This is a genomic window from Sphingomonas sp. P4_G3 (genome assembly GCF_056401105.1).
This window is the reverse complement of record NZ_JBFUJZ010000002.1, coordinates 1-18,684: the sequence shown is the minus strand read 5'-3', so window position 1 is coordinate 18,684 and position 18,684 is coordinate 1. Positions and strand designations below refer to the sequence as shown.

At 65.8% G+C, this 18,684-nt stretch carries 19 protein-coding genes and 1 pseudogene; 7 read left to right on the top strand and 13 right to left on the bottom strand.

Translation table 11 applies throughout. The annotated features are described in order from the left end of the window. Positions 1-98: 98 nt before the first annotated feature. The 8 genes from AC1DQQ_RS05595 to AC1DQQ_RS05560 form a co-directional block, all read right to left on the bottom strand. Complete coding sequence (locus AC1DQQ_RS05595; protein WP_478044528.1) at positions 99-1,517, bottom strand: UDP-N-acetylmuramoyl-L-alanyl-D-glutamate--2,6-diaminopimelate ligase; 1,419 nt, start codon at positions 1,515-1,517, stop codon at positions 99-101. Then, positions 1,514-3,244 (bottom strand): peptidoglycan D,D-transpeptidase FtsI family protein, encoded by a 1,731-nt coding sequence (locus AC1DQQ_RS05590; RefSeq protein ID WP_478032610.1) that lies wholly within the window; start codon positions 3,242-3,244, stop codon positions 1,514-1,516. The genes AC1DQQ_RS05595 and AC1DQQ_RS05590 overlap by 4 nt, the downstream gene beginning before the upstream one ends. Beyond that, complete coding sequence (locus tag AC1DQQ_RS05585; protein ID WP_478044527.1) at positions 3,241-3,795, bottom strand: hypothetical protein; 555 nt, start codon at positions 3,793-3,795, stop codon at positions 3,241-3,243. Before AC1DQQ_RS05585 ends, AC1DQQ_RS05590 begins: the two co-directional genes overlap by 4 nt. 47 nt (positions 3,796-3,842) lie before the next feature. Beyond that, complete coding sequence (gene rsmH, locus AC1DQQ_RS05580; protein ID WP_478044526.1) at positions 3,843-4,790, bottom strand: 16S rRNA (cytosine(1402)-N(4))-methyltransferase RsmH; 948 nt, start codon at positions 4,788-4,790, stop codon at positions 3,843-3,845. Beyond that, on the bottom strand, positions 4,787-5,272 hold the full coding sequence (locus AC1DQQ_RS05575; protein WP_478042944.1) for a division/cell wall cluster transcriptional repressor MraZ: 486 nt from the start codon (positions 5,270-5,272) through the stop codon (positions 4,787-4,789). The genes rsmH and AC1DQQ_RS05575 overlap by 4 nt, the downstream gene beginning before the upstream one ends. 331 nt (positions 5,273-5,603) lie before the next feature. Then, positions 5,604-5,849: a hypothetical protein gene (locus AC1DQQ_RS05570; protein ID WP_478044525.1), complete on the bottom strand. Its 246-nt coding sequence runs from the start codon at positions 5,847-5,849 to the stop codon at positions 5,604-5,606. 102 nt (positions 5,850-5,951) lie between these two features. Continuing rightward, on the bottom strand, positions 5,952-6,926 hold the full coding sequence (locus AC1DQQ_RS05565) for a cysteine synthase A (protein WP_478044523.1): 975 nt from the start codon (positions 6,924-6,926) through the stop codon (positions 5,952-5,954). A 253-nt stretch (positions 6,927-7,179) separates the two neighbouring features. After that, on the bottom strand, positions 7,180-7,446 hold the full coding sequence (locus AC1DQQ_RS05560; protein WP_478044522.1) for a hypothetical protein: 267 nt from the start codon (positions 7,444-7,446) through the stop codon (positions 7,180-7,182). A 59-nt stretch (positions 7,447-7,505) separates the two neighbouring features. On the opposite strand from AC1DQQ_RS05560, the gene AC1DQQ_RS05555 reads away from it, so the two are divergent. The 5 genes from AC1DQQ_RS05555 to aat all read left to right on the top strand — a co-directional run bounded on the left by AC1DQQ_RS05555 (position 7,506) and on the right by aat (position 11,438). Further along, positions 7,506-8,027, top strand: coding sequence for a DNA-deoxyinosine glycosylase (locus AC1DQQ_RS05555; protein WP_478032601.1), 522 nt, complete (start codon positions 7,506-7,508; stop codon positions 8,025-8,027). Between the two features lie 27 nt (positions 8,028-8,054). Then, positions 8,055-9,413 (top strand): DNA polymerase Y family protein, encoded by a 1,359-nt coding sequence (locus tag AC1DQQ_RS05550; protein WP_478032600.1) that lies wholly within the window; start codon positions 8,055-8,057, stop codon positions 9,411-9,413. A gap of 88 nt (positions 9,414-9,501) precedes the next feature. Beyond that, positions 9,502-9,888 (top strand): hypothetical protein, encoded by a 387-nt coding sequence (locus AC1DQQ_RS05545; RefSeq protein WP_478032598.1) that lies wholly within the window; start codon positions 9,502-9,504, stop codon positions 9,886-9,888. Positions 9,889-9,981: 93 nt separating this feature from the next. Next, the gene (locus tag AC1DQQ_RS05540) at positions 9,982-10,692 is read left to right on the top strand and encodes a ParA family protein (protein ID WP_478032597.1); all 711 of its coding nucleotides are present in this window, start codon (positions 9,982-9,984) and stop codon (positions 10,690-10,692) included. After that, complete coding sequence (gene aat, locus AC1DQQ_RS05535) at positions 10,689-11,438, top strand: leucyl/phenylalanyl-tRNA--protein transferase (protein WP_478032595.1); 750 nt, start codon at positions 10,689-10,691, stop codon at positions 11,436-11,438. The genes AC1DQQ_RS05540 and aat overlap by 4 nt, the downstream gene beginning before the upstream one ends. Positions 11,439-11,473: 35 nt before the next feature. Here aat and AC1DQQ_RS05530 read toward each other — a convergent pair. From AC1DQQ_RS05530 to AC1DQQ_RS05510, 5 genes and pseudogenes are all read right to left on the bottom strand, one after another. Continuing rightward, positions 11,474-11,641 (bottom strand): annotated as a pseudogene (locus AC1DQQ_RS05530) (DUF2155 domain-containing protein); the annotation flags it as partial. Positions 11,642-11,922: 281 nt separating this feature from the next. After that, positions 11,923-12,315 (bottom strand): NADH:ubiquinone oxidoreductase subunit NDUFA12, encoded by a 393-nt coding sequence (locus tag AC1DQQ_RS05525; RefSeq protein WP_066822722.1) that lies wholly within the window; start codon positions 12,313-12,315, stop codon positions 11,923-11,925. A gap of 126 nt (positions 12,316-12,441) precedes the next feature. Then, the gene (locus AC1DQQ_RS05520) at positions 12,442-12,939 is read right to left on the bottom strand and encodes a DUF192 domain-containing protein (RefSeq protein WP_478044521.1); all 498 of its coding nucleotides are present in this window, start codon (positions 12,937-12,939) and stop codon (positions 12,442-12,444) included. 4 nt (positions 12,940-12,943) lie between these two features. Beyond that, a complete protein-coding gene (locus tag AC1DQQ_RS05515) occupies positions 12,944-13,528 on the bottom strand; it encodes a cold-shock protein (protein WP_478032593.1) in 585 nt (194 codons plus the stop codon). A gap of 79 nt (positions 13,529-13,607) precedes the next feature. Further along, positions 13,608-14,138: a regulatory protein RecX gene (locus AC1DQQ_RS05510; RefSeq protein ID WP_478032592.1), complete on the bottom strand. Its 531-nt coding sequence runs from the start codon at positions 14,136-14,138 to the stop codon at positions 13,608-13,610. Between the two features lie 125 nt (positions 14,139-14,263). On the opposite strand from AC1DQQ_RS05510, the gene AC1DQQ_RS05505 reads away from it, so the two are divergent. Continuing rightward, on the top strand, positions 14,264-16,018 hold the full coding sequence (locus AC1DQQ_RS05505; RefSeq protein WP_478032591.1) for a fatty acyl-AMP ligase: 1,755 nt from the start codon (positions 14,264-14,266) through the stop codon (positions 16,016-16,018). A gap of 169 nt (positions 16,019-16,187) precedes the next feature. Continuing rightward, complete coding sequence (locus tag AC1DQQ_RS05500) at positions 16,188-18,548, top strand: putative bifunctional diguanylate cyclase/phosphodiesterase (protein ID WP_478044519.1); 2,361 nt, start codon at positions 16,188-16,190, stop codon at positions 18,546-18,548. Positions 18,549-18,684 lie beyond the last annotated feature (136 nt).

Below are 18,684 nucleotides of genomic sequence, written 5' to 3'. Positions count from 1 at the left end.
CGCTCCTCCGGCCGAACGAGGTGATCGAGAAAGGGCGATTGCGAGGAAAGTGGCAAGCATCCCCTCCTCTAACCGGGAAGCCCGGTTTTGGCCACGCGTCACGCCGCCGCCTCCTCGCGCGCTACACTCACGTCGTCGAATGGCAGCACCAGGTCGCCGACAATCTGGCCCTGTTCGTGCCCCTTGCCGGCGATCAGCACGATGTCCTCGGCGCCCGCCTGGCCGACGGCATAAGCGATGGCCGACCGGCGATCGCCAATTTCGATCGCTCCCGGCGCACCCTTGAGCACTTCGGCGCGGATCGCGGCCGGGTCTTCGCTGCGGGGGTTGTCGTCGGTGACGATCACCAGGTCGCCGTAGCGCACGGCGATCTCCCCCATCAGCTCGCGCTTGCCGTGATCGCGGTCGCCGCCGGCGCCGAACACGACGATCAACCGCCCGGCGGTGTGCGGCTTGAGCGCGGCGATCGCCGCCTCCAGCGCGTCGGGCGTATGGGCATAGTCGACATAGACCGGTGCCCCGGTCCGCGTGATCACCGCGCGCTCGAGCCGCCCGCGCACCGGCTGCAACCGCGCGAGATTAGCGATGGTCTGGGCAACGTCGCCGCCCGTCGCGATCACCAGCCCCGCCGCGGTCAGCGCATTGGCCGCCTGATAGGCGCCGATCAACGGCAGCGTGACCCTCAACTCGCGATCCTCGGCTTCGATCACCAGACCCTGGCCGAGCAAGGTCGGGTCGCGGCTGACCAGCCGAAGCGCGCCGCCGCGTTCGCCGACCGTGAGGAGGCGCTGGCGTCGCGCATGGGCGAGATCGACGACGCGCGCGGCTTGCGGATCGTCGGCCCAGACGACGGCGGTGCCGTCGGGATCGAGCACTTCCGAAAACAGCCTCAACTTTGCCGTCAGATAGGCGGCCATGTCGCCATGATAGTCGAGATGGTCCCGGCTGAGATTGGTGAAGGCCGCGGCGATCACCTTCAACCCCTCGGTGCGATATTGCGACAGACCGTGGCTCGATGCCTCGAAGGCGACATGGGTGACGCCCTCGCGCGCGAGCCCCGCGACGTTGGACAGGAAGGTGACGACGTCGGGAGTGGTCAGGCCGGTCGAGACGCTGTCGTCCGAGGTCGTGACGCCGAGCGTCCCGATCGACGCGGCGTGATGCCCCGCCATCCGCCACAATTGACGTGTCATCTCGACCGTGGAGGTCTTGCCGTTGGTGCCGGTGACCGCGACCACCGTTTCGGGGAAAGGCGCGAAAAATTGCGCAGCGAGATGCGCGAAAGTCTGGCGCGGATTGTCCGAGGCGATGTGCAGCGCCCCGTCGACGGCGACGTCCGGGCGTGCGACGACCGCGATCGCACCCGCCGCGACCGCCGCCGGGATGAAGTCCTCGCCATTGACGCGCGTGCCCTCGAACGCGCCGAAGATCGTACCGGGCGCGACCTTGCGATGGTCGATCGCGAAGCCGGTGACGCTGGCGTCGCCCCCGCCCGTCACCAGCCCGCCGAGTTTCATTCGGGATCCGCCATCGTCTGCGGCTTTTCCCCCGGGCGATGCCAGATCAGCGGCATCAGCTCGTCGACATTGATGTCGCGCGAGGGGTCGGGCATCACGCCGAGCATCGGCCCGGCGCGCATGATGAAGCGGTTGACCACCGGTGCGGCGGTATAGGCCGCGGTCCTGACGGCTCCCTGTGGCGAATCGAGCATTACGATCACCACATAGCGTGGCGCGTCCATTGGGAAAGCCGCCGCGAAGGTCGAGACGTTGGCTTTCTTCGAATATCCGCCGCCCGTCGCGACTTCCGCGGTGCCGGTCTTGCCGCCAACGCGGAAGCCGGGCGCATCGGCGGTCCGGCCGGTACCCTGGGTAACCACGAGCCGAAGCAGCTGGCGAATGCGGTAGCTGGTCTGTTCGCTGATCACGCGCCGCCCCGGAACGTCGGCACCGGGCTGAACCTTCATCAGCGTGACAGGCCGCCACACGCCGCCATTGACCAGGGCAGCATAGGCCGCGGCCAGGTGCAGCGGCGTCACCGCGATGCCGTGCCCGAAGCCGGTGGTCATCGTCGTCACGCGACTGAACTTCTGCGGGAACATCGTCCGACCCCGCGCCGGCAACTCGAACGGCATCGGCTTGTCGAAACCCATCGACCGGAACATCGCCGACAATTTGTCGCCGCCCATTTCGTCGGCAATCCGCGCGGTGGCGATATTCGACGAGTGGATCAGCGTCTCCGGGATATCGAGCCAGCGCCCTTCGCCATCATGGTCATGGATCTTGAAACCGTCGATCTGCAGCGGCTGGGTGGCGTCGAAACGCTTGGCCATCGAGGTGACGGTACCGCTGTCGATCGCCGCGGCCATGGTGATCGGCTTGAAGGTCGAGCCAAGCTCGTATGCCGCACTGGTCACGCGGTTGAAGAACGGGCCGGGCAGCTGCTTGCCGTCCTCGGTCACGGCCGGTTTCGGCGCTGCGCCGGGATTGTTGGGATTGAATGTGGGGAAGGACGCCAGCGCCATGATCTCGCCGGTGCGAACGTCGAGCACCACGCCCGCCCCACCCTTGGCCTTCAAGGTGGTGACCTGTTGGCCAAGCTCGTTCTCGAGCGCCGATTGCGCGCGCGCGTCGATCGACAGCGCGACCGGCTTGGCCGCGGTGTCGGGCGAGGTCAGCCGCAGATCGAGCGCGCGCTCCATCCCGCTCGCGCCCTTGTTGTTGACGTCGAGGAAGCCGAGCACCTGCGCGCCGAGTTCCGATTGCGGATAGAGGCGCTGTTGCTGGCGTTCGAACACGATCGCCGGCTCGCCGATCGCATTGACCTCGGTGACGAGCGATGCCGAGGCATCGCGCTCGATATAGGTGAACCTGGTGCCCTGCAGCCTGGCGTAGATCTGGTTTTCGTCGAGGCCGAGGATATTGGCCAGGCGCTGTGCGATCTCACGGCGATCGCCGAGGATCTGGTCGGGGTGGATACCGATTGCCCAGGCGTCGATCGTGCGCGCCAGCGGCTCGCCGTTGCGGTCGACGATATCGCCGCGGATCACGCGGTCGGCCATCGTCGACGCGGTCGCGGTTCCCGCGGAGAATGCGAAAAAGCTGAGCTTGGCGACGACGACTCCGATCGCTGCGCCGTAGAGCAGCATCATGATCATCAATCGCTTTTGCGCGGTCGCACGGACCAGCGCGCGTTCGTCGGCAAGACGACGCGGCGCGATCGGTCGTGCGAGCAGATTGCTCATCGCGCGCCATCCTCCCGACGCGCGCCGCGCGACAGCGAGCCCAACGTCGTGTCGCTGAGCAGCTTGCGGTCGAGCAACGCCACCGTCGCCGGCTTCGCCTTGATCGCCGTTTTGGCCGCTGCGGGCTGGAGCTTCGCCCCGACCGGTGCCGAAACCATCGCGACCGCCGCCTTCATCTTGGCCGGAGCGGCCGCCGCCGGCGCGGCCGGCGTAGCGGCGACCGCCACTTCGGTCGGCATGACCGGGGCGCTCGGGATAACCGCCGCCGCGGTCTGGACCTGCGGGCCGTTCGTTGGGGTCGGCGCGTTGAAATCGACCTGGGCGAGCTCGGCGTCGTTACGGATATATTGCCCGGCGGTCGGCGCCGACAGCTTCAGCGTGTCGCCGTTCCAGCGCTGCAGCTGCGCGAAGCTGGCGCGCGTGTCGAATTCGGTTTCGAGCGCGGTGATGTCACGCTGCGTCCGCGCGATCGAGGATTCGATCGCCGCGAGCTTGTTGCGTTCCGCCGCCACGCGCGATGACATGAGGTAACAGCCGAGGATCACGCTCACGCAGAGCACGAACCAGCCAAACCAACGAAATCGATGCGCCACAACCATCACATTTCTCCCGCAACCCAGGCTGCCGACGCGGTCCGCCTGGCCACACGCAAGGTCGCCGAACGGGCACGCGGGTTCCGCGCCAGCTCGGCGTCACTGGGGCGCACCGCGCGCCCGATCGTTTCGAATGTCGCCTCGGCCGGAGCGGCCTGCGGCGGCAAATGCCGCGAACCCGACGGCATCGCGCCGCTCCGTTCGCGCAGAAAATGCTTCACCAGGCGATCCTCCAGGCTGTGGAAGGTCACCACTGCCAGCCGCCCACCGGGCTTGAGCACACGCTCCGCCGCGGCGAGACCATCGGCCAGCTCGCCGAGCTCCCGGTTGATGTGAATCCGTACGGCCTGGAAGGTCCGCGTCGCGGGGTCCTTCTTGTCGTGCGGCTTATGACCTAGCGCCTTCCGCACCACCGTCGCGAGTTCGGAAGTCCGCGTAAGGGGTCTTGCGGAGACGATCGCCCGGGCGACACGGCGCGAGCGAGGCTCTTCGCCATAGAGGTAGAGGACATCGGCGATGTCGCTTTCGTCGGCGCTGTTGAGGAAATCGGCGGCACTCTCGCCCGATTGGCTCATCCGCATGTCGAGCGGCCCGTCGCCCTGGAACGAGAAGCCGCGCTCCGCCTGGTCGAGCTGCATCGACGACACGCCGATATCCATCACGACGCCATCGACCGGGACGAGGCCACGGGCGTCGAGTTCGGACTCGAGCGCGGAAAATGGCGCCTCGACGAGCGTAAGCCGCCCGTCCGACGCAGCGACCAAGTCCTGGCCGGCGGCGATCGCATCGGGGTCACGGTCCAACGCGACCACCTCGGTGCCCGTGGCAAGGATCGCCCTTGTGTAACCGCCGGCGCCGAAGGTCGCATCGACATGACGCTCTCCCGGGGTGGGATGGAGAGCGTCGATCACCTCATCGATGAGCACCGGAATATGGGGAGTGGGCGTGCTCACAGGATGTTCTTTTCCTGCATGAGGTTGCGGCAGATACGCTTGAGGACAGGGGCAGCCTGGTCGTCGGTCGCGGCGAGCAGGGTGTGGGGATCCCAGATCTCGAAATGCGTCAGCGACCCGTAGAAGAAAGCGTGCTTGGCGATGCCCGCCTCTTCCTTCATCCAGTTGATGATGACGGCGCGGCCAGTGCTGTCGAAGCCGACTTCCTCGGCGCCGCCGGCAATGACGCGAAGGACGTTGAACGCGGGGTCGTTATCGCCCGCCGCAGCCTTGGCCAGCTTCGCGTCGACATAGCCCTGGTCGTAGGCGATCAGGCACTTCGCCTCGGGGTGCTGACCCATGAGGACGAACGGGCCTTTCTTGAAGCGCTCGGGCGGCGTGTTGTCGATGACGGCGTCGCGGAACTTGGCAGGTATGGAAACGCGGTTCTTGTCATCGACAAGCTGCAGCGCTGTTCCCGTATAGATACTGCTCCCAGCCACCGATCGCCCCGAACCAGACATGCGTTTTCCCGTTCGCGGAACGAGCCCTCGCTCGCGCCGCGGTGATCAGAATCAACGGGTAAAAACGCCCCACTTCCGGAGACTGGCGTATCAAGCCACCGGATGGGATTCAATGGGAATTTTTGGTGTTTGATGGGCCAAAATTGCCCACTTTTGGCTAAGTTATTCCAAACACTATGAAATTTTCTTTAACCATAGCCTGCCCTTCTGACCCCTGCAGGCACCGGCAAGGGCTTGAAATGTTGGAATCGGCGCGACTCAGCCCAGCTTTGGGATGATTTCCCATCGCTTCCCGGCAGGGAGGCGGACATCAGTGCTTGGCGGGAGTGGGCGATGCCGCCGGAGCGACGCCCATTTCGGCGAGCGGTTCGCTCGTCGCGGTATCGATTGGGGCGGTGCTGTTCGACGCGGCAAGGTTGGCGGCGACATCGACCTTGGGCGCGCCCACCGCATTAAGCGGACGTTCCCGGCTGACGATCGCGAACAGGGTCGCGGCGACGCCGATCATCAGCAATACCGCCGCAAGGCCGATCATGCCGACCTTCACCCGTTGCATCGTTTGAATGTTGTCGCGAACCAGTGTTTTCATACTTGTGTGGCATTTATGTAACGCATCGCGAGGCGTTTGTCGACCTTGCTGGTGCCACGGTCTACCGCATCAGGCGGGAACCAATCCTTTGGATGCCAACCAGTCGTTGTTGTAGAGCGTTGAAAGGTAGCGGAATCCCGTGTCGCACAGGATCGTCGCGACCCTGCTGTCCGGGCCCAATTGTTTCGCCAGCGCGACGGCACCGGCGACATTGATCCCCGACGACAGGCCCAGGCAAAGCCCTTCTTCGTCGAGCAGGCGCCTGACCCAATGATATCCTTCGGCGTCCGAGATGCGGAACTGGGTGTCGACCGGCGCGCCTTCCAGGTTGGCAGTGATCCGCGCTTGCCCGATCCCTTCGGCCACCGACGATCCTTCGCTATGGAGTTCACCGCAGGCGTAATAGGAATAGAGCGCGGCGCCATCGGGGTCGCTGAGCGCGATCGTCACGTTCTCGTCGTGCGACTTGAGGCCGAGCCCAACCCCGGCCAGCGTCCCGCCCGTCCCCACCGCGCAGGTGAACCCGTCGATCCGCCCATCCATCTGGTCCCAGATCTCCTCGGCGGTGCCGACGATATGCGCCCTGCGGTTGGCGATATTATCGAACTGATTGGCCCAAATCGCGTTCGGCGTCTCTTCGGCGATGCGCCGGCTGGTATGCACGAAATGGCCTGGGTTCGAATAAGGCGCGGCCGGCACCAGCACGAGTTCGGCGCCGAGCGCGTGCAACGTGTCCATCTTCTCGCGGCTCTGCGTCTCGGGCATGACGATGATCGTCCTGTAGCCCTTGGCATTGGCGACCAGCGCCAGCCCGATACCGGTATTCCCCGCCGTCCCCTCGACGATCGTCCCGCCCGGCGCGATCAGCCCGCGCTCTTCGGCGTCCTGGACGATGAACAACGCGGCGCGATCCTTCACGCTCGCGCCGGGATTGGCGAATTCGCATTTACCGAAAATCTCGGCGCCAGCCGCTTCGCTCGGCCCGTTGAGCCGGACGAGAGGGGTATGGCCGATGAGCGACAGGGTGTCGGGCGTGATGGGCATGGCACCTAGATAAACCGGCGCGCGGCGCGGGCAAGCAATCGCTGCTGCGTGGGAGGCAATTCCTTGTTGTGTGTGTCCTCTTCCTTCTCCCCTTGTGGGAGAAGGATAGCGAAGCTTGGCAGCCTGCTGCCTAGCGAAGCTTGGATGAGGGGGGCGCGCTAGCGCCGCGCGAGCCTGCGGCTCGCCCCCTTACCTTCCCACTCGGCTAACGCCGAGCGGCCCGATGCGCCCACGGGGGAGAGGGGTTTCAGCGTTACTCCTGGTGCGCGTCGCTGCTCGCCGCGGCATCTGCCGAGGTGTCGTTGGACGCGGCGCTGTCGTCGGACACCGCTCCGTTGTCGGGTGCCGCCGCCGCAGCATTCGCTGTGGGCGTCGGCGTCGGGCTCGGCACGGTCGCGACGACATTCCCGACCGCTGTAGTGGTGATCGAATCGGCCGAATTCTGCCCGACCGCCGCCGGGCTGCCGCCGCATCCCGCCAGCATGCTCAGGATCACGCCCACCAACAGCACTCGCTTCATGCCCATCTCCCTGATTGGAGAGATCGTCACCCGATCGGCCCGCGCGGTCAAGGCGGGACGTGTCTGGCGGGCCGCGCTACACTGACGCCGTGACACTCAAACGCTCCTTCCCGCCGGTCGTCGACGCGCGAACGCGGTTATTGATCTGCGGCAGCCTGCCCGGCGACCGCAGCCTCGCCGCGCAACGTTATTACGCGCATCCGCAGAACCAGTTCTGGCGCCTGCTCTCCCCCGTGGTCGGGCGCGATCTGGCAGCCTTGGACTATGAGGATCGGCTCGCAACGCTGCTCGACGCGCATATCGGCCTGTGGGACGTCGTCGCGACCGCCACTCGCCCCGGCAGCAGCGACGCCGCGATCCGCGATCATGCGCCCAATGATCTCGAGCATCTCGCCGCGTCGCTGCCTCGATTGCGCGCGATCGCGTTCAACGGCGGCACCGCATACAAGATCGGCCGACGACTGATGGAGGAGCACGTCCGGCGATATGACCTGATCGCATTGCCGTCGAGCAGCCCGCTCCACACGATCGGCCTTGCGGCGAAGCAGGGCGCTTGGACGGCGCTCCGTGCCTATCTCTGAGCTATTTCACGCGCCAATGTTCTGATAATGTTCCACCCTATGGCGCTGGCCGAATCGCTCTCCCCTGCCCCCTCCGACGCATATGGCGTGTCGGTCGACTTGACCTTGCCGCCGCGCCCGCTGCGCTGGTTGTTCCTCGACCTGAACTCCTATTTCGCCAGCGTCGAACAGCAGCTCGACCCCGCCTTGCGTGGTAAGCCGGTGATCGTCGCGCCGGTCGGGTCCGACACCACGGTTGCGATCGCCGCCTCGGTCGAAGCCAAGCGCTATGGCATCACCACCGGCACGCCGGTGTGGGAAGCCAAGAGGTTGTGCCGCGAGTTGCTGATCGCGCCCGCGCGCCACGACAAATATGTCGAGTTCCACGACGCCGTGATCGCGGAAATCTGGAAGCACATCCCCGTGACGCGCGTCTGTTCGATCGACGAAGTCGCGTGCCGCCTGCTCGACAACGAGAATTCGCCCGACCAGGCGATGGCATTGGCGCGGCGGATCAAGGCCGGGATCCGTGCCAATGTCGGCGAGTGCCTGACCTCGTCGGTCGGGATCGCGCCCAACCGGCTGCTCGCCAAACTCGCCTCTGACATGCAGAAGCCCGACGGGCTGATCATCCTGACCGCCGAGCAATTGCCGCATCGGCTATTCGGACTGGCGTTGCGCGACATTTCGGGGATCGGCGCGAACATGGAGCGCCGGCTGGCGCGCGACGGAGTCAACGATATCCGTCAATATTGCGAGCGCCGCCCGCGCGACGCCGGCACCGCCTGGGGCGGCACCAATGGCGATCGATTATGGTATCTGCTCCACGGCGTCGACCTGCCCGACAAGGCGACCCAAACGCGGTCGATCGGCCACAGCCACGTGCTGTCGCCCGGCAAGCGCGGGCTCGAGCCGGTGCGGCTGACCGCGCGGCGGCTAGCGCTCAAGGCGGCGAGCCGGCTCAGGCGCAAGGGCTATGCGGCGCGCCTGCTGGTGCTCCATGTCCGGTTCGAGCAGGACAAAATCGTATGGCAGACCAGCCGCCGCCTGGCGCCAACGCAGGACAGTTTCCAGGTGCTTGCTGCGCTCGATGCCTTGTTTCCCCGGCTGGCCGAAGAAGGGCGACAGCGTCACGGTTCGCTGCGCGTGCGGATGATCGGCGTGACGCTCAACGAGATCGTCCCGGTCGCCGGCGAACAGGGATCGCTGTTCGAGCATCTCGACCCCGACGACCCGCTGGCGCGCGAGACTCGCGGGCTGGCGCTCAGCCGAGCGATGGACCGGCTCAACGAGAAATTCGGCCGCCACGCGGTGTCGCTCGGGCCGTTTTATGGTGGACGGATCGATCGCGTCGGTACGAAAATTGCGTTCGGCCGTATCCCCGATATGGACGAATTTCACGAATGACACTTTTGTTGCAACGCATCACGCCCGGAACGGCCCAAAATGGTTACATCTTGACCTTCGCTGCTGCGTGCGCGAAGCGCGAAGGCCTATGAAGACCCCCCTTCTCCCCGCAACCGCCGTAGCGCTTCTGGCGCTGACGGCCTGTCAATCCAAGACCAACGCCACGACTGTCGAGAACTCGACCACCGTCGAGAACAAGACGGTCGCCGAAAAGCCGAAATTCGAGCTTCCGCCGGCGATCAAGGCCGAGGTCTCGATGCGCTGCCATGGCGATAACACATTGGCGCACGTGACTTTTTTCGAAGGCGACAAGCAGCTGACCGTGTCGGCTCCTGCGGACGCCACGGCAGTCGTGCTGAAGGCGCCCGAAGCGGGCAAGCCCTATGTCGGCGACGGCGGCTGGGAAGTGTCGGGCACGCCCAAATCGATCAAGCTGACCGCGCCGGGCAAGCCCGCCCAGACCTGCGACGCGTGATTCCAACCCAGCGGTCCGCGTTTCGGCGCGGACCGCTGTTGCATCAACTGCCCAGATTGGGCACCTTGCCGATCATCGCCCAACGGGAGCGGCATGGCAACGATCGCGATCTACAGCCTGAAAGGCGGCGTCGGCAAAACGACGCTGGCGGTCAATTTAGCCTGGGCCGCCGCCACGCTCTCGTCGCGCCGGACATTGCTTTGGGATCTCGATCCGCAAGCGGCCAGCACCTTTTTGCTGCCGACCAAAAAGGGCAAGGCCGACGCGCAGTCGGTGTTCACCAAAGACATCGAGCCGAGCAAGCTCGCCCGGGCTACCGCGATCGCGCGACTCGACGTGATCGCCGCGGACACGTCGCTGCGCGGGCTCGACCTGCTGTTCCACGAACTCGACAAGAAGAAGCGGCTGCAAAAGCTGTTGGCATCCTTGGCCAAGGATTATGATCGGGTGATCCTGGATTGCCCGCCCGGCCTCACCGAAACCAGCGAACAGGTGATCCGCGCCGCCGACCTGATCGTCGTGCCGGTCATCCCCTCGCCGCTGTCGCAACGCGCCTTCGACGACATGGCCGCGTCCTTGGGCAAGGCCAAGGTGCTGCCGGTCCATGTCATGGTCGATCGCCGCCGCCGGTTGCACGGCGAAGCGGTGGCGGCACATCCCGACTGGCCGATCATCCCAATGGCCAGCATCGTCGAACAGATGGGCGATCGCCGCGCGGCGGTGGGTCAATTCGCCGGAAGCTCGGCGGCGGCGCACGCATTCGCCACGCTGTGGCAGACGATCGAGAAGCGGCTGGCGCGATGAAACCGCCTCCAGAGCCGTCCTATGAGGTTCTCGATCCCAATCTCGTTCTGGGGGCCTATGCCGTCGGCGTCTTTCCGATGGCCGACGCGCGCGACGCGGCCGGAGTCTATTGGGTCGAACCGCGCAAGCGCGCGATCCTGCCGCTCGACGGGTTCCATCTGTCGAAATCGCTCCGGAAGGTGATTGCCTCGGACCGGTTCCGCGTCACTGCCGACGCCGCGTTCGAGGACATGATCGCGCTCTGTGCCGAAAGCGCCGCTGATCGGCCGGAGACATGGATCAACACCACGATCGAAAGCGTGTTCACCACGCTTCATTATCAGGGCCGCGCGCATTCGATCGAATGTTGGGACGGCGATCAGCTGATCGGCGGTCTCTACGGCCTCGCGCTCGGCAAGGCGTTCTTCGGCGAATCGATGGTCAGCCGCGCGACCGATGCGTCAAAAGTGGCCCTCGCCTGGTTGGTGGCGCGCCTGCGCGTGGGCGGGTTCACTCTGCTCGATTGCCAATTCATGACGCCCCATCTCGCCTCGCTCGGCGCGATCGAGATCAGCCGGGGCGATTATGTCGCGTTGCTGGGCGCGGCGATCGACGGTTCGCTCGGCGCTGCGGTGTCGGGCGCCGCGGCGGGGGATTTCGGCGCGCTCGACCGGCTGCCCGATTTGGGCGATTCGGTCGGCGCCGTCACGGTGTCGGCGCCGCCTTTGGGGAAGGACATCGTGCAGCTCTTGACCCAGACGTCGTAGATCGGATCGATCACGACGTTCAGGTTCGGCCGCTCCTTGTACAGCCAGCCCGAAAATACCCGCTTCCACTGCTTGTCGGTCTGTTCGATGTCGAGCTGGACGAACGCACCGGTATAATGCTCGGCTTCCCAAGGCGCGGTTTCCTCGCACGCGCGCAGGCGGACGATGGCATTCCCGACGCGAATCGCCTCGCCGGGCTTCATCGTCAGATCGCGCGTCTGGCTGTTGCGCTTGTTGAGCAGGCCGAGTGTCGCGACGCGCTGGTTCATCGGCGTCGCGCCCTGGGTCGGATTGGTCGCATCGCCCGATACGTCGATCGTCTCGACGCCACCTGATTGGCCGCTATCGTCGAGCGCGGTCGGCGCGGCGGTCGCCACCGCGTCGGGCGGCGGCGCCGTCGGCGTCTCGTACCAATTATAGCCAGCCCAGCCGGCCGCGCCGATTCCGGCCACCAGCGCGGTGATACCGCCGACGCGGCGCCAGTTCATCCTTCCGGCGTCCAGGCTTCGTAATCACCCGTGGCAGGCGCACGATGCCCGCCCTTTTCGAGCGCGCCCGGCGGCCGATAGGCCAGAGCGGTCCCGGTCAGATTGGGCACGGCGGGCTTTTCCCAGCGACGCTGCGCCGGTAGCGCGCGATCGGGCACGTCGTCGATCTGGTGATGCAGCCAGCTGAACCATTCGGGCGGCACCCGGCTGGCGTCGTTCGCACCGTTATAGATCACCCAGCGCCGCGGGTTGCCGTTAGTGTCCTTGCCACCCCGGTAATAGACGTTGCCGAGGTCATCCTCGCCGACGCGTTCCTTGCCGAGCAGGCCGACCATCGTGCCCCAGGTCGCGCCGGTCCACCAGGTGAAGGGATTGAGATTGATACCCATAGGCCGCGCTTAGCGGGTGACGGTCCGGCGTTCAACGCCTGCCGTCGTCATCCCGGCGAAAGCTGGGATCTTTGGCGATGAGGCGATGCCGCCCGAGACCCCAGCTTACGCCGGGGTGCTGAGGAGTCATTTGCCGGTCCAGGTTACCTTGTCGCCCTCGGCAATCCCCAGCTCGGAACTGCGCCCGCCCTTGAGCTCGAGCACCGCGCCGACCGGCTCACCCGATGAAATCGGCGTCTCATCTTCGGGAATCGCGTTTTCCGCGATCCGCGCGATCGTGCCGTTGGCGCGGATGAAGATGATGTCGAGCGGGCTCGGCGTGTTCTTCATCCAGAAGCTCGCTTCCTTGGGCGCGCCGCCGCCAGCCGGATAGGGCCAGAACAGCATCCCGCCATTGTCGGGAATGTCGGTCCGGAACATCAGCCCCTTTTCCTGTTCGCCCGCGCTCTTGGCGACCTCGACCTGGAAAGCGTGGGTGCCGTTGCTGCTGGCGACGGTCAGCGCGATCGTCTTGGCTGCGTTGGCGCTGGCATCGGCCGAGGGCGACGCGTACCAACTATAACCGGCCCAGCCAGCCCCACCCACGCCGGCGGCCAGCGCCAGCAATCCAACAGCAAATTTCATGAAATCAGTCCTGTTCGACCATGACCGCCAACGGGCCCTTGCGGCCCTCAACGATCCGCGCCCTCAGACGTTGCTCGGGTTCCACCTCATGCAGACCGGCTCGGCGCAGCGTTTCCATATGCACGAATATATCGGCCGAGTCGGCGTCGCGCACCAGGAAACCATAGCCCTTCAGGCGATTGAACCATTTGACCGCGACCGGTTCGAACGGACCGGCCTGGTCGAGCATCGAGACCGGATCGACCCGATCGGCATCGGGACGGACGCGCGGCGGCGGCTCGATCGCGGTCGACAGGTCGATGGCCAGGATTGCGCTTGCCTGCAGGCCGCGGTCGCGGCGAACCGCGATGCAATCGACCCGCGCGCCCTCGGGCAGGCTGCGCCGGCCATGCGGCTGAAGCACCGAAAAATGGATGAGGATATCGCCCGCCTGATCGTCATCGACCAGGAAGCCGAAACCGCGCGTGACATCGAACCATTTGACGACGCCACGATGGTGCGATTCGCCGTCCGCCAGCGCCCCGACGTCAACCTCTTCCAACGGCTCCAGCGGGCGGTCGCCCGTCTCCAGCTGCGATTCTACGCGCACAGTCACCCCCTGCGAACAACCAGTGTAACACGATCACGATGAAAGCCAAAGGCTTAGCGCCGCTCGTTTCGGGATCGTTCTATTCGAGCAGCTTAACGGGATCATCGCCCGGATTCATGCTGGCCAGCGCGCGAGCCAGCTGGAACGAATGGCCGGCGCGGAGCAGCGCCGCGACATGCTTCTCGCGGGTCGGGCGATCGCCCGGCTGATCGGCGAACGGGCCGATCCGACGCCGACGCGCATAAGCGATCGCGGCATCGACCGACCGGTCGGCGACCGCCGGCGCGATAGCGTCAACATCGTCGCCGCCGATGCCGGCCTGGCGCAATACGCCTGCCACGCGTCGAGCCCCCAATCCGCGCCGCGCCATCGTACTCGCCTTGGCCTCTCCCCAGGCGCGATCGTCGATATAGCCGAGTTCGGCCATGCGATCGGCGATCGCCGCCGGGTCGGCGGCTTCCCCGTCCCAGCCCCGCTCGCGGATCTTGCGGCGGAGATAATCGGTCAGCCGTCCGCGCGTCGTCGCGAAGCGTTCGACATAGCGCAATGCCAGTCGTTCGAGGCTCGAACGGTCGAGCGGTGGGGCGGATTGACGAGGAACTCGGGCCATGTCGCCATGTTTGTGCCACACTGACAACCGAATTTGAACGCGTGCGGGCGGCAGGGGGCCGTCGCTGGCATGAAGCGGCCGGTAAGAGCCGCAGGAACATGGGCGCGAAAGTGATGACATTAGACATGGCGACTGACGTGGTAGGCGAGCGAACGGAGAGCCTGGCGCCGACTCCGACCGACGACGCCTTGCCGCGCCGACTGGCCGATTTCGGGACTTTGGGCGAAGCGCTGGATTATGCCGCGCAAGGCGTGCGCGGGCTCAATTTCCACGATCCGCGCGGCGCGCTGGTCCGCGCTTATCCTTTTTCCGAAATGCGGCAGGACGCGCTGGCGATGGCCCGCCGGCTGATCGCGTCGGGCGTGAAGCCTGAGGACCGGATCGCGCTGATCGCGGAAACCGGTGTCGAGTTCGCCAGCCTGTTCTTCGGCGTGGTCTATGCCGGCGCCTGGCCGGTGCCGCTGCCGCTACCGACCAGCTTCGGCGGCGCGCAAAGTTATATCGACCAGCTGTCGGTCCAGCTGAGAAGCTGCGACCCGACGATGCTGATCTATCCGCCCGAGATCGGCGCGATGTGCGCCGAAGCGGCAAGGATCCAGAATGTCGAGGGAATCGACTGGGCGAGCTTCGCCGAGCGCCCCGCTCCCGACGCCGAATTGCCGCAGGCCACGGGCGAGGACATCGCCTATCTGCAATATTCGAGCGGGTCGACGCGCTTTCCGCATGGCGTCGCGATCACGCATCATGCGCTGCTCAACAATCTCGCCGCGCACAGCCATGGCATGCATGTCGGCGATGGCGATCGCTGCGTCTCGTGGTTGCCCTGGTATCATGACATGGGACTGGTCGGCTGCTTCCTGTCGATCGTCGCCAACCAGGTATCGACCGATTACCTCAAGACCGAGGATTTCGCCCGCCGTCCGCTCGCCTGGCTCGACCTGATCAGCCGCAATCCCGGCACCACGCTCTCTTATTCGCCGACCTTCGGCTACGACATCTGCGCGCGCCGCATGTCGAGCCAGACCAAGGCGCGGGATCGATTCGATTTGTCGCGCTGGCGCGTGGCGGGCAACGGCGCCGACATGATCCGTCCCGACGTGATGCAGTCGTTCGTCGACGCATTCGGCGATGCCGGGTTCAAGGCGACCGCGTTCCTGCCGAGCTATGGCCTGGCCGAGGCGACCCTCGCGGTATCGATCATGCCGCCCGGCGAAGGCATCCGCGTCGAACTGGTCGAGGAAACCCAGCTGTCGGGCCAGGAAGGCCGCCACGATCGCCCGCAGCGGTATCGCGCGATCGTCAATTGCGGCAAACCGGCGCGCGACATGAAGATCGAGATTCGCGAGGAAGACGGCACGCCGCTGCCCGAACGCGCGATCGGCAAGGTGTGGTGCGCGGGGCCGTCGGTGATGGTCGGCTATTTCCGCGACCCCGAAGCGACCGCCGCCTGCATGCAGGACGGTTGGCTCGATACCGGCGACATGGGCTATATGTCGGACGGCTATATTTACATTGTCGGCCGCGCCAAGGACATGATCATCGTCAACGGCCGCAACCATTGGCCGCAGGACATCGAATGGGCAGTCGAGCAGCTGCCCGGCTTCAAGGCGGGCGATATCGCCGCCTTCGCGATCACCACGCCGGGCGGTGAAGAGACGCCGGCCGTCCTGGTCCAGTGCCGGACGTCCGACGAAGCCGAACGCCTGCGCCTGCGCGACGAGATTCGCGAGCGGGTGCGGTCGGTTACCGGCATGAATTGCGTGATCGAACTGATCCCGCCGCGCACGCTGCCGCGCACGAGTTCGGGCAAGTTGAGTCGGGCGAAGGCGCGCAATCTGTACCTCGCTGGTGAGATCAAGCCATACGCGATCGCCGCCTGAAGCCCTAGCGGGCCGGCAAAATACGGACTGATCTGGATCAATCGAGCGGGGTTATCCACAGTTTTGGCGGCTCGGTCGCGACTATTGCTCTCCATTTCGGGGCGAATTCGCGAAAAAATCCTGCGTGCGCCTAACCCTTCGCTAACCCTGTAGGCGCTATCCGCAGGGGGTGAGCACGGAGCCCTCTTCCCAATTCGCCACCCCGCGGATCGACGTCCGCGCGTTGCTTGGTCTCTACGATCCGGCGGACACCACCGACTGGGGTCCGATCCGGGCGGCGCAATTGCACGCCGGACGCCAGCTCGCCTTGTTCCTGCTCGGCGCCAACCTGATCGGCGCGGCTTTGGTCGTCATGATGTTCGACGGCCAGGTGCCGCGCGAAATGCTGATCGGCTGGGCGGTCCTGACCGGCCTGGTCGGGGTCGGCGTGACGATGCGGCGCCTCGCCTCGCGCCATCGCGACGCCAATTCCGCGACCCTCGGCGATGTGCGCGATACCGTGCTGGAAGGGATCGCGCTTGCCTCGGTCTGGTCGATTCCACCGCTGGCGCTGGGGTCGCGCGTCGATATCGGCACCGCGATGGCATTGTGGATCGTGCTGTCGGTCATGCTCACGGCGTCGGCCGTGGCAATGGCCGCGCTACCGCTGGCGACGCTGAGCTTCCTCGGTATCCTTGGCACCGCCATTGCCGTCATGCTGGTATTGATCGGCAGCCCGTTGCTGGCCGCGGCGTCGATGCTGTTCGTCGTCCTGCTGATGGTCAGTTGTTTCCAGCGCGGAAAATCGCTGGTGGTGATCCGCGCTAACGAAATCGGTCTGTCCGAACGCGACGAAACCGTCAGCCTGCTGCTCCGCGAATTCGAAGAAGAAGATGGCGACTGGCTGTGGGAGACCGACAGCGCCCGGCGCATCGTGCGCGCCAGCCCGCGTTTCGCGCGCTCGGTCCATCTCGATCCGGTGAAGATCAACGGCATGCCGCTGCTCCAGGCGCTGGCCGGCGTCCATTGGGAAAGCGGCGACTTCTCGTCCGGGCTGCGCATGCTCGCCGACAAACTCAAGAATCGCGAACCGTTTCGCGATATCCTGCTGCCCGTGCAGGTCGGTGAGGCCGAAAGATGGTTCGCGCTTGCCGCCAGCCCGCGCCACGATGACGACGGCGCCTTTATCGGCTTCCGCGGCGTGGGATCCGACGTCACCGCCCAGCGCGAATCGGCCGACAAGATCAACCGCATGGCGCGGTACGACATGCTCACCGGCCTGCCCAACCGGCTCCACCTCAACGAGCAACTCGGCCGCGCGATGGCCGAGGCGGAGAAATGGGGCACGCGCTGTGCGTTCATGATGATCGATCTCGATCGCTTCAAGGCGGTCAACGATTCGCTCGGCCATCCGGTCGGCGATCGGTTGCTCGGGCGCGTCTCGGAACGGCTCGGCCATCTGGTCAGCGACAATGAGGTCGTGGGCCGGCTCGGCGGCGACGAATTCGCGGTGGTGGTACGCGACGCGTCCGACACGGCCCGCGTCGAAAAGCTGGCACAGGCGATTATCGAGATGTTGTCGCGGCCATACGAGGTCGATGCGCACACGCTCTATATCGGTGCGTCGGTCGGCGTCGCGATCGGCCCGCGCGACGGCCGCACCGCCGAAATGCTGATCCGCTCGGCGGACCTTGCCCTTTATCGGTCGAAAGATGCCGGCGGCGGCGTCTTCCACACCTACGAGCCTCAGCTCCACGTCAAGGCGGAAGAGCGTCGCGTGCTCGAAATGGCGCTGCGCCAGGCGCTCGAAAAGGGTGAGATGCACCTCGAATACCAGCCTGTGGTGGTCGCCGGGTCGGGCAGCCTCACCGGCTTCGAAGCGCTCTTGCGTTGGACGCATCCCGAACTGGGCATCATTTCACCGGCCAAGTTCGTGCCCCTGGCAGAAGACGCACGGCTGATCGTTCCAATGGGCGAATGGGTGTTGCGCCAGGCGTGCGACGAAGCGTCGCGATGGCCGTCGCCGACGCGGGTCGCGGTCAACGTATCGCCCGAACAGCTCCACAATCCCGCGTTCGTGTCGGTGGTCGCATCGGCGCTCGCCAATAGCGGGCTGCCGCCGGAGCGGCTCGAACTCGAAGTGACCGAGGGCGTGTTCATGCGCGAAGGCACCGTGGCGGTGCAGGTGCTCGAACGCGTGCTCGATCTCGGCGTGCGCCTGAGCCTCGACGATTTCGGTACCGGTTATTCGTCGCTGGGCTATCTCGCGCGCACCCGCTTTTCGACGATCAAGATCGATCGCAGCTTCGTCCAGGGCGCTTCCAAGGGTCAGAAGGAGCCGGTCGCGATCATCCGCGCCGTTGTCGCGCTTGCCCAGTCTTTGGGTATGGCAACGACCGCGGAAGGCGTCGAGACCGAGGACGAGCACCGGCTGATCCAGGATCTCGGCTGCACCAAGGTTCAGGGCTATTATTTCGGCCGGCCGCTGCCGGTCAGCGAAGCGCGAGCGCTGGCTTCGCGCGATTGGGGCGGCGAAGCCGCCGCGGCCTGACAAACCGCGGTTTGGAAATGCGCCGCAGGCGCATTTCGCGGCACCGGCCCGCTCCCCCACCCGACCTCCCAATCAGGGTATTCTATGGGAGGTCGGGTGGGGGAGCGGGCCGGTGCCGCGAAATGCGCCTGCGGCG